The 10,496-nt window shown below is 63.5% G+C and carries 10 protein-coding genes; 8 read left to right on the top strand and 2 right to left on the bottom strand.

Going from position 1 to position 10,496, the window contains the following annotated elements; genetic code table 11:
* The 6 genes from AC07VL_RS27820 to ppnP all read left to right on the top strand — a co-directional run.
* Nucleotides 1-356: tetratricopeptide repeat protein (locus tag AC07VL_RS27820; protein WP_494808720.1), on the top strand; the 356-nt coding region annotated here is incomplete at its 5' end.
* Between the two features lie 9 nt (nucleotides 357-365).
* A complete protein-coding gene (locus tag AC07VL_RS27815; RefSeq protein WP_494808719.1) occupies nucleotides 366-1,052 on the top strand; it encodes a chemotaxis protein CheW in 687 nt (228 codons plus the stop codon).
* A complete protein-coding gene (locus tag AC07VL_RS27810) occupies nucleotides 1,049-3,367 on the top strand; it encodes a hybrid sensor histidine kinase/response regulator (RefSeq protein WP_494808718.1) in 2,319 nt (772 codons plus the stop codon). The genes AC07VL_RS27815 and AC07VL_RS27810 overlap by 4 nt, the downstream gene beginning before the upstream one ends.
* Nucleotides 3,368-3,377: 10 nt before the next feature.
* Nucleotides 3,378-4,430 (top strand): chemotaxis-specific protein-glutamate methyltransferase CheB, encoded by a 1,053-nt coding sequence (gene cheB, locus AC07VL_RS27805; protein WP_494808717.1) that lies wholly within the window; start codon nucleotides 3,378-3,380, stop codon nucleotides 4,428-4,430.
* A gap of 10 nt (nucleotides 4,431-4,440) precedes the next feature.
* The gene (locus AC07VL_RS27800; RefSeq protein WP_494808716.1) at nucleotides 4,441-5,466 is read left to right on the top strand and encodes a diguanylate cyclase; all 1,026 of its coding nucleotides are present in this window, start codon (nucleotides 4,441-4,443) and stop codon (nucleotides 5,464-5,466) included.
* A 25-nt stretch (nucleotides 5,467-5,491) separates the two neighbouring features.
* Entirely contained in the window at nucleotides 5,492-5,806 is a 315-nt protein-coding gene (gene ppnP / locus AC07VL_RS27795; protein ID WP_494808715.1) for a pyrimidine/purine nucleoside phosphorylase, read from the top strand.
* On the opposite strand, the gene murB is transcribed toward ppnP, so the two are convergent.
* Nucleotides 5,807-6,835, bottom strand: coding sequence for a UDP-N-acetylmuramate dehydrogenase (gene murB / locus AC07VL_RS27790; protein WP_494808714.1), 1,029 nt, complete (start codon nucleotides 6,833-6,835; stop codon nucleotides 5,807-5,809).
* 185 nt (nucleotides 6,836-7,020) lie between these two features.
* On the opposite strand from murB, the gene AC07VL_RS27785 reads away from it, so the two are divergent.
* Nucleotides 7,021-7,506, top strand: a complete 486-nt coding sequence (locus AC07VL_RS27785; protein ID WP_034759416.1) for a YajQ family cyclic di-GMP-binding protein — start codon at nucleotides 7,021-7,023, stop codon at nucleotides 7,504-7,506.
* 193 nt (nucleotides 7,507-7,699) lie between these two features.
* Entirely contained in the window at nucleotides 7,700-8,965 is a 1,266-nt protein-coding gene (locus tag AC07VL_RS27780) for a nitronate monooxygenase (protein WP_076573004.1), read from the top strand.
* Nucleotides 8,966-9,019: 54 nt separating this feature from the next.
* On the opposite strand, the gene AC07VL_RS27775 is transcribed toward AC07VL_RS27780, so the two are convergent.
* The gene (locus AC07VL_RS27775; RefSeq protein WP_494808721.1) at nucleotides 9,020-10,318 is read right to left on the bottom strand and encodes a leucine-rich repeat-containing protein kinase family protein; all 1,299 of its coding nucleotides are present in this window, start codon (nucleotides 10,316-10,318) and stop codon (nucleotides 9,020-9,022) included.
* Between the last annotated feature and the right edge of the window lie 178 nt (nucleotides 10,319-10,496).

Here is a 10,496-nt window from a genome sequence, read left to right as displayed (position 1 = left end):
GCCCAGTGGCCGTGGCCGCCCCGGCGCCGGCCGCCGCGCCGGACCTGCTGGCCGAGGCGCGCCGGCTGGCCGACCGCGGCCAGCTGCGCGAGGCGGGCGAAAAATGCCACGCCCACCTGGCCCGCGCGCCGGAGGCGGCGGAAGCGTACTTCATGCTGGGCATGATCAACGAACTGGCCGGCAAGATGGACCTGGCGGACGACTACTGGCGCCGCTGCATCTACCTGCAGCCCGACCACTACGAGGCGCTGTGCCACCTGGCCCTGCTGGCCGAACGCAATGGCAACCATACGGCTGCCGCCACTCTGAAGGCGCGCGCGGCGCGCATCTACCAGCGCCGCCAGGCGTCCAACTAAGGGGCACGCATGAGCACCATCATCGAGAGCGGGACCCTGGACGGCATCGAGGACTGCTGGAACCACATCGGCGTGGTCGGCGACCAGAGCTGCCCCAGGCTACCGGCCAACGTCCATTGCCGCAACTGCGAGGTGTACGCCGACGCGGCCCAGCGCAACCTGCAGCGCCCCGTGGACGAACACTACCAGCAGGAATGGGCCAGCCACTTCCGCCAGCTCGACGCGGGCGGCGAAGTGCGCGACAGCTCCGCGCTGGTGTTCCGCATCGGCCGCGAATGGCTGGCGCTGCCCACGCGCGTGTTCGACTCGGTGGCGCCGCAAGCGCAGCCGCACGCGCTGCCCCACCGCAGCGGGCGCGGCCTGGCCGGCATCGTCAATATCGGCGGCAAGCTGTATCCGTGCATGTCGCTGGCACACCTGCTGGGCATCGACGAACAGGGCGCGCCGGTGGCGAAAGGCCGCCACACCTTTGCGCGCCTGCTGCTGATGCGCTGGGAAGACCAGGCCTATGCCCTGCCCGTGGCGGACCTGCACGGCATCGTGCGCTATGCCTCGGGCGCCGTGCAGGCGCCGGCCGCCACCATCAACAAGGGCCTGTCGCGCTTTCTGTCCGGCGTCATCACCGAAGGCGAGATGCGCATCGGCTGCCTGGACACGGCGCTGATCGGCTTTCAACTTGCGAGACTACTACGATGAGCCAGGACCAGCACGGCGACCTGAGTGCCTTTTCCATGCTGGACCTGTTCCGCATGGAGGCGGACAGCCAGACCCAGATTCTCACCGACGGCTTGCTGGCCATGGAGCGCCATGCGGGCGACGCGGCCGCCGTCGAATCGATGATGCGCGCGGCGCACTCGATCAAGGGCGCTGCCGCCATCGTCGGCCTGCAGGTGGTGGTGCAGCTGGCGCACGGCATGGAAGACAGTTTTGTTGCCGCCCAGCATGGCCGCCTGAAGCTCACGCCGGAACGGGTCGACGTGCTGCTGTCGGGCGTGGACCTGATCGTGCAGCTGTCGCGCCTGGACGACGCGGGCGCCGAGGCGTGGCTGGCCGCCAACGCAGCGCAGATCGACCAGACCCTGAACGCCATCGCCGGCATCGCCGAGCTGCCGGAACTGCCCGCCCTGCCGGCGTCCCCGCCGCCGCTGCCGCCCGCCGCTGCTCCAGCGCCGCCCGTGCCGGCGGACATCGCCGAGCTGCAAGCCCCCGTGGCCGGCGGCCTGGCCGGCGAGGAGCCTGAGTCGGCGGCCACGCCTGCGCCCCGTACGGGTGCGGCACCGGTCAAGGCGCCGGCGCAAAATTTCGACAAGCTGCTGTCGCTGGCCAGCGAATCGCGCATCAATGCGCACCAGATGCATCCCTTCATCGGCGCCCTGCAGCGCTTCAAGCGCAACCAGAGCAGCCTGTTTTCCGCCATCGAACACCTGCACGTCGCCATTTCCCGCTCCGGCGACGCGGGCCTGATGGAAAAATCCCTGCTGGCGCTGCAAAAGACGCAGCCCCTGAAGCAGTTCATGCTCGAGCACATCGCCGAAATCGAAACCTATGAACGGCGCCTGCTGGCCGTCTCGCAAGGCATGGTCGACGAAGTGCTGGCCCTGCGCATGCGCCCTTTCCGCGACGGCATCCACGCGTTTCCCCGCATGGTGCGCGACCTGGCGCGTAGCCTGGGCAAGGAAGTGCAGCTGGAGATCGAAGGCGAAGACACCCTGGTCGACCGCGACATCCTGGCGAAGATCGAAAGCCCGCTGAACCACATGCTCAGGAATGCCATCGACCACGGCATGGAAGGCCCGTACGAGCGCATCGACGCGGGCAAGGAAGCGCTGGGCACCATCCGCATGGAAGCGCGCCACCGCGCCGGCATGCTGAGCATCGAGATCAGCGACGACGGGCGCGGCGTCGACCTGGAAAAGATCCGCCAGTCCGTCATCGAGCGCAAGATGGCCAGCCCCGCTATGGCCGCCGCGCTGTCGCCGGGCGAGCTGCTGGAATTTTTGTTCCTGCCCGCCTTCAGCCTGAAAGCCACGGCCAACCAGCTGTCGGGCCGCGGCGTGGGCCTCGACATCGTGCACGAGACGATACGCCAGCAAAACGGCACCGTGCGCCTGGAGTCGGAGCCGGGACGCGGTTTCCGCGCCCTCATCACCCTGCCGCTGACGCAATCGATCGTGCGCGCCCTGGTGATCGACATCCAGGGCGAAGCCTACGCCATCCCCATCGTCAAGGTGGAAAGCGTGGTGCGCGTGCCGCAAGCGGCCATCCACACGCTGGAAAACAAGCAGTTCTTCGAACTCAAGGGCGAGCACCTGGGCCTGGTGTCGGCGGCGCAGGTGCTCGAGCTGGGCGAAAGCGCCAGCGGCGCCGACGACTTGCCGGTGGTGGTCATCGGGCGCGGCAAGCAAAGCTACGCGCTGGTGGTGGACGCCATCCGCGGTGAGCAAAGCCTGGCCGTGCAGGCGATCGACCCGATCTTCGGCAAGATGCGCGACATTTCCGCCGCCGCGCTGCTCGACGATGGTGAGCCGGTGCTGATCCTCGACGTGCCCGACCTGCTGCTGTCGATCGACAAGCTGCTGCACGAAGGCGGCCTGCACCAGCTGGCGCAAACGGGCCAGGCGCAGCAGCGCCGCGCCAAGCGCATCCTGGTGGTCGACGACTCGCTGACGGTGCGCGAGATGGAGCGCAAGCTGCTGCTGGCGCGCGGTTTCGACGTCGACGTGGCCATCGACGGTATCGACGGCTGGAACGTGGTGCGCAGCGGCGAATACGACCTGGTGATCACGGACGTGGACATGCCGCGCATGGATGGCATCGAACTCGTCTCGCTGATTAAGAAGGACCTGCACCTGCACAAGCTGCCGGTGATGATCGTTTCATACAAGGACAGGCCGGAGGACCGCGCGCGCGGCCTGTCCGCCGGCGCCGATTATTATCTGACCAAGGGCAGCTTCCACGACGAGACCCTGCTCGACGCGGTGGCCGACCTGATAGGAGATGCGCGCTTATGAGCTGTACTTCATGAAAATTGCCATTGTTAATGATGTCGCGATGGCCGCCGAGGCCTTGCGCCGGGTGGTGGCCAGCACGCAGGAACACCAGGTGCTGTGGATCGCCCGCACGGGACTCGAAGCAGTGCGCATGTGCCTGGACAGCCGCCCGGACCTGATCCTGATGGACCTGAACATGCCGGAGATGGATGGCGTCGAGGCGACGCGCCTGATCATGGAACAAAGCCCGTGCGCCATCCTGGTCGTCACGGGACGCCCGCAGGACAATGTCAACCAGGTTTTCCGCGCGCTGGGCGCCGGCGCGCTCGACGTCACGGCCACGCCCGTGCTGCAGGGGCAAGTGGGTGGCGACAGCGAACTATTGGCCAAGATCAAGACGATCGGCAAGCTGATACGCCATAGTGCGGAGACGCCGCCGCCGCGCCAGGCCAACGGCAATGGCACGGAACGCGGCGACGGCCAGGTGACGTCGCTGGTGGCCATCGGCGCCTCGACAGGCGGTCCGTCGGCCGTGGCCAAGGTGCTGTCCGGCTGGAGCGCGCCGCCCGGCTGCGCCATCGTCGTGGTGCAGCACATCGATGAAACCTTTGCCTCGCATTTCGCCAAATGGCTGGATGACCAGCTCAGCATGCCCGTGCGCGTGATCGCCGACGGCGACGAACTGGTGGCCGGCACGGTGCTGGTGGCCAAGACCAACGATCACCTGCTGCTAGATCAAAATTATCGTTTGGGTTACGATGCAGCACCGCGCGATTATGTGTATCGTCCATCCGTCGATGTCTTCTTCAACTGCGTGGCGCAGCACTGGCGCGGCGACGCCATCGGCGTATTGCTCACCGGCATGGGCCGCGACGGCGGCGATGGCTTGCTGGCCATGCGCCGCGCCGGCAAGACGACGATCGCACAAGACCAGGCCAGCAGTGCCGTGTACGGCATGCCGCGCGCAGCGGCCGAACTCGATGCAGCACAGCAAATATTACCCCTGGATAAGATCGGTGCCAGCCTGCGCAGCCGCCTGGGCGTCAAACTCAACAATGGGTGGGAACCCTCCCCCAACATCTGAAAAGAATGCAATGCCAGAATTTTCCTCCAGTTTCATCCAGCACGAGCCCGCGCTGACCGAATTCAAGGTCAGTGTGCTGCTGGTGGACGACCAGTTGATCATTGCCGAGGCAATCCGGCGCATGCTGAGCGACCAGCAGGATATCGAATTCCATTACGTGACCGACGCCAGCCAGGCGCTGGACACGGCGCTGCGCCTGCAGCCCACCGTCATCCTGCAGGACCTGGTGTTGCCAGGCATCGACGGCTTCGCCTTGATCAAGCTGTACCGCGAACACGAGGCGCTGGCGCACGTGCCCGTCATCGTGCTGTCGGCCAAGGATGACCCGAAACTGAAGGCCCACAGCTTTGCCGTCGGCGCCAATGATTACGTGGTGAAGCTGCCGGACCGCCTGGAATTGCTGGCGCGCATACGCTATCACTCGAACGCCCATATCAGCCGTCTGCAGCGCGACCAGGCATTCCGTTTCCTGCGCGAAAGTCAGAAGAACCTGGCCGATGCGAATATTGAATTACAGAAACTGGCCGCCCTCGACGGCTTGACGGGCATCGCCAACCGCCGCCGCTTCGATGAAACCCTGCAATTCGAGTGGCAGCGTGGCCAGCGCGACAAAGCACCGCTCAGCCTGCTTTTCTGCGACATCGACCATTTCAAGAGCTATAACGACCACTTCGGCCACCTGCCAGGCGACCTGTGCCTGAAAAAGGTCGCCGCCGTGCTGACGGAACACCTGAAGCGCCCGGCCGACCTGGCGGCCCGCTACGGCGGCGAGGAATTCGCCCTGATCCTGCCGGAAACGGAAGCGGCCGGGGCACTGCTGATCGCCGAAGCGTGCCGGCGCCACCTGGAAGGCTTGCAGATCGAAAACCCGGCGGCAGGCACCGGCATCGTCACCATCTCGATCGGCGTGGCCACCGTCGTGCCCTCGCCTGACTCGACGGTCGAGCAACTGATCAACCGCGCCGACCAGGCCCTGTATGCGGCCAAGCGCGGCGGACGCAACAGCGTGCTGAGCGCCGATGACGTCCGCGACTGATTTTTAACAGCAAGGAAAGTGAAGCATGAGCACACAACTGGACAATGTCAGCGTCGTCAAGAAATCGAATATCTACTTCGATGGCAAGTGCATCTCGCACAACGTCATCCTGGCCGACGGCACGCAGAAAAGCGTGGGCGTGATTTTCCCGTCATCGCTGCGCTTCAACACGGGCGCGCCGGAAACGATGGAAATCGTCGGCGGCCTGTGCAAGGTACGCCTGGCCGACGCGACCGAGTGGAACAGCTATGGCGCGGGCCAGGAATTCAGCATCCCGGGCAATAGCTATTTTGATATCGAAACGGTGGAAACGCTCGATTACGTCTGCCATTTTGGCTAATTAAACAAACACAGGCTCGGGCGACAGGCGCACGCCATATTTCGCCTCTACATCATCCTGTATCGCTGCCGCCAGCCGGGTAATGTCCGCGCCACGAGCGCCGCCATTATTCACCAGAACCAGCGCCTGCCTGGGATACACTCCCGCGGGCCCCAGGTTTTTCCCCTTCCAGCCACACTGATCGATCAGCCAGCCAGCCGCCAGCTTTTCCGTGCCATCGGGCTGCGCATGGTGCACGAGCGCAGGAAAACGTTCCAGCAGGGCCGCACACTGTTCTTTTGAGACGACGGGATTCTTGAAGAAACTGCCCGCATTGCCGATCACGGCCGGATCGGGCAACTTGCGCCGGCGGATGGCCATCACGGTTTCCGCCACCTGTTGTGCTGTCGGTTCGGCAAGATTGCGCTCGGCGATGGCCTGCGCCAGTTCTGCGTAGCGCAAGTTCGGCTGCCACTGGGCAGGCAGGGCGAACGTCACTTCCAGCACGATCAGCTCGCGCCCTTCTTCCTGCTTGAAGATGCTGTCGCGGTAGGCGAAGCGGCAAGCCTCGCGGTCCATGTCGAAGACGATGCCGCTGGCGCTGTGCATGACGCTCACGCTATGCAGATAATCCTTGATTTCAACGCCATACGCGCCAATATTCTGGATAGGCGCCGCGCCCACCGTGCCGGGAATCAGCGACAGGTTTTCCAGCCCGCCCACGCCTTGCGCCAGGGTCCACTGCACGAAGTCGTGCCAGTTTTCGCCGGCCGCCGCCGTGACAAGCACCGTATCGAGAGCGGCCTGCGCCAGGCGCATGCCGCGCGTGGCCATGTGCAGCACGGCGCCGGGAAAGTCGCCGGTGAGCACGATGTTGCTGCCGCCGCCCAGGATCAGGCGCGGCATGCCGGACAAGGCGGGATCCTGCAGCGCCGCCTGCAATTCGGCCTGGGAAGTGATGCGTACGTAGGCGGCCGCATGGGCCGCGATGCCGAAGGTATTCAGGCGCTGAAGGGAGTAATTGTGTTCGATGGTGAGCTCTGCAGACATGGGATAGGGAAATTTTGCTCGATTATAGAGCGAAAGCGACAAAAAACCACCTCAGGACAAGGGCGACTTGCCCGTTGTCCGTTAAAATGTCGCATCTTTAACAGGGCCGTCCCATGGCGCGGAATCAGCCGCCAAGGCCCAGCGCGCCGAGCGTGCGCTCGCTTTAACAAGAAAAGGAACAGACCATGCCGTCATTTGATGTAGTCTCCGAAGCCGATATGATCGAAGTCAAGAATGCAGTCGAGCAATCCAACAAGGAAATCACGACCCGCTTCGACTTCAAGGGCAGCGACGCCCGCGTCGAACACAAGGAAAACGAATTGACCGCGTTCGCGGATTCGGAATTCCAGCTCAGCCAGGTGCGCGACGTGCTGACCAACAAATTGACCAAACGCAAGGTCGATGTGCGCTTCCTCGACGAAGGCGACATCAAGAAGATCGGCGGCGACAAGGTCAAGCAGATCATCAAGATCAAGAATGGCATCGAATCGGATGATGCGAAGAAAATCGTGCGCGTCATCAAGGACAGCAAGATGAAAGTGCAAGCGAGCATCCAAGGCGAAGCCGTGCGCGTCACGGGCGCCAAGCGCGACGACCTGCAGGCGGCCATGGCCATGCTGCGCAAGGACGTGCCCGACATGCCGCTGGAATTTAACAATTTCCGCGATTAATTTCGCCTAAATGCCCGATGAAGCGCGCTCCGGCCCGCGCCTGCCCCGGCATGGCGGCAAGCTGCCTCGGAGCGCCTGCCCGCTTGGGGTAGAATTGAAGCTGCGCACAGCTACATGCGCCCGCGCGCCCAACCGGCAGCGGGCTTGACCGTACATCTGGCTCAGTGATAACCACGGTAGTCTAAGGATAGCAATGAAACGTGTTGATGATTTCCGCCTGCGATTTGGCAAAAAAGAATATGTGCCCATCATGATAGGCGGAATGGGTGTGGATATTTCCACGTCGGAGCTGGCCCTGGAAGCGGCCCGGCTGAACGGTATCGGCCATATCTCCGATGCCATGGTGGAAGACGTGTCGGATCGCCGTTTCGACACCACCTTCGTCAAAGACAAGACAAAACTGTACAAGTTCAACATCAATAACAGCGACAAGGCCGTGGTGCAGTTCGACCTGGGCCGCCTGGCAGAAGCGCAACGTCTGCATATCGGCCGCACCATGGAAGCGAAAAAAGGCGATGGCTTGATCTTCGTCAATTGCATGGAAAAGCTGACCATGAACGGCCCCCGCGAAACCTTGCGCGTGCGCCTGAATGCAGCGCTGGACGCGGGCATCGACGGCATCACCCTGTCGGCCGGCCTGCACTTCGGCTCGTTTGCCCTGATGGCTGACCATCCACGTTTCCGCGACGCCAAGCTGGGCATCATCGTCTCGTCCGTGCGCGCCCTGCAAATCTTCCTGCGCAAGAACGCCAAGCTGGACCGTTTGCCTGACTTCATCATCGTCGAGGGACCACTGGCCGGCGGCCACCTGGGTTTCGGCATGGACTGGGCCAATTACGACCTGCACACGATCACGGCGGAACTGCTGGCCTACCTGAAGGCGGAACAGCTGGACATCCCGCTGATCGCGGCCGGCGGCATCTTCACGGGCAGCGATGCCGTCTCCTTCCTCGAAGCGGGCGCGGCCGGCGTACAGGTGGCGACGCGCTTTACCGTCACCAAGGAATGCGGCTTGCCCAACAAGGTCAAGCAGGAATACTACAAGGCCTCGGAAGAAGACATCATCGTCAACGGCGTCTCGCCGACGGGCTACCCGATGCGCATGCTGAAGAACACGCCCGCCATCGGCGCCGGCATCCGCCCAGGCTGCGAATCGTACGGCTACCTGCTTGATGCGACGGGCAACTGTGCCTACATCAACTCGTACAACCGCGAAGTGGCGGCCCATCCCGAGCAAAAGACCGTCGTCGTGATGGACAAGACTTGCCTGTGCACGCACATGCGCAACTTCAACTGCTGGACCTGCGGCCACTACACGTATCGCCTGAAGGACACGACGCACAAGCTGGACAATGGCGAATACCAGATCCTGACGGCCGAACACGTCTTCAAGGACTACCAGTTCAGCGTCGACAACCAGATCGCCCTGCCGGAAAAAGAAGAGCCGGTAGCGGGCTGAATCTTGTCAGCCTGAAATAAAAATGGCGCAGCCTGCACAGGCTGCGCCATTTTTTTATGCGGGGAGCATATCTCGTAATGCCCGTTCAATAACGTCGAAATTGGGCCGCCGCGATATTTCTTCCAGCAGACAGGCATCCCTCAGGGCTTGCAGTTCGGACAAGGGGGCATCCGCATGGGCGATTAACTCTCCCAGCAGCACGCCAAAGGCGCGCGCCTCGATCCCCTGGAGAGCGTCCGCTTGCGGCGAGCCGGGCTCGAACAGGGACGCCGCGCCAAAATCACCGAGCAGGCAGGCACCGCTGTCCGCATGCAGGATATTGTGCGCGTACAGGTCGCCATGCGCGATGCCGCGCGCATGCAGCTGGCGCACGGCCGAAGCGATGCCATGGGCGATGGCCAGTACTTGCGCTACGTCAAAGCGCGCGCCATCGACATACACGTCGCGCGTGCACGATACCAGACTCGGTGGTCCTGCCAGGTTGCGGAAGGCAGGGTCGATGAGCGGCATGACGAGCCCCGGCGCCCCTTGCGGATGGGCCTCCAGCGTTCCCTCGATGGGAATCAGGCTGGCGTGCGCGCCGGCGCCGACACAGGCGGCCATCTCGCTGCGCGGCAAGCCGTCGCTCGTCATCGCCCCCTTGAATACTTTCACTGCGACATCCTCAGCACCATCGAGGCGGGCCCGGTAAATGACACCCGAGGCCCCCTCGCCCAGCTGCTGCGCCAGCTGCAGGCGCGGCCATGCCACGCCCGCCATGCCGGCATCGGCCAGGGCCGCCAGCTCCTGCGCTTGCGTAAATGGATTGCCCGCATACGCGAGCCAGCCCAGGCGTGGCAAGGCCAGCAGGCAAGCGGGCAGCGCCGTGAAGCGGTTGGCTGCGATGCGCACCAGCTCCAGGCGATGGCAATCGGCCAGCGAGGCGGGCAAGTGGCTCAGGCAGTTTCCCGCCAGCATGAGTTTCTGCAATTGTCCGCACTTGCCCAGTTCGTCCGGCATGGCGTCGATGGCATTGTCGGTGAGGGTCAGCCAGCGCAGGCCGGGTGGCAAGGCGGCGGCCGGCACCTGGCGTATCTGGTTGGCCTTGAAACCGATCATTTCCAGCGCAGGGCAGGAACCGAGCACGGCTGGCAAACTGGTAAACAGATTATCCGAGCAAAAGATGATGCGCAGCTTGCGCAGGCGCGGCAAGTCATCTGGCAGCGATGACAGGGCGTTGCCGGACAGGTCGAGAATTTCCAGGCTGTCGGCCAGGTCGAAGATCTCGCTGGGGAAGTCGGTCAGGCAGCAGGACAGCTTCAGACGGCGCACGCCGGCCAATTGTCCCGCGCGGAGTTGTTCCAGCGTATGCAAAGCAGACAAGACATCCCTTTCAAGGCGGCACGCGATCGATGCCATGCATCAGATCAATGGACGTAAAAAAACCCCCACCGGATCACCGATGGGGGTTTTTTCGAATAACAAGCCTGACGATAACCTACTTTCACACTGGTTGCAGCACTATCATCGGCGCAAAGTTGTTTCACGGTCC

The sequence above is a fragment of the Janthinobacterium sp. GW821-FHT03C08 genome (assembly GCF_059420905.1).
Note: the sequence above shows the minus strand (reverse complement) of the source record. Positions and strands in the feature narration are given on the sequence as shown.

Bases quoted from the DNA above. Each gene is read 5' to 3' on its own strand.
- ppnP (WP_494808715.1), top strand. From the start codon at position 5,492: ATGAGCACACAACTGGACAATGTCAGCGTCGTCAAGAAATCGAATATC.
- AC07VL_RS27780 (WP_076573004.1), top strand. From the start codon at position 7,700: ATGAAACGTGTTGATGATTTCCGCCTGCGATTTGGCAAAAAAGAATAT.
- AC07VL_RS27815 (WP_494808719.1), top strand. From the start codon at position 366: ATGAGCACCATCATCGAGAGCGGGACCCTGGACGGCATCGAGGACTGC.
- AC07VL_RS27800 (WP_494808716.1), top strand. From the start codon at position 4,441: ATGCCAGAATTTTCCTCCAGTTTCATCCAGCACGAGCCCGCGCTGACC.
- AC07VL_RS27785 (WP_034759416.1), top strand. From the start codon at position 7,021: ATGCCGTCATTTGATGTAGTCTCCGAAGCCGATATGATCGAAGTCAAG.
- AC07VL_RS27810 (WP_494808718.1), top strand. From the start codon at position 1,049: ATGAGCCAGGACCAGCACGGCGACCTGAGTGCCTTTTCCATGCTGGAC.
- murB (WP_494808714.1), bottom strand. From the start codon at position 6,835: ATGTCTGCAGAGCTCACCATCGAACACAATTACTCCCTTCAGCGCCTG.
- cheB (WP_494808717.1), top strand. From the start codon at position 3,378: ATGAAAATTGCCATTGTTAATGATGTCGCGATGGCCGCCGAGGCCTTG.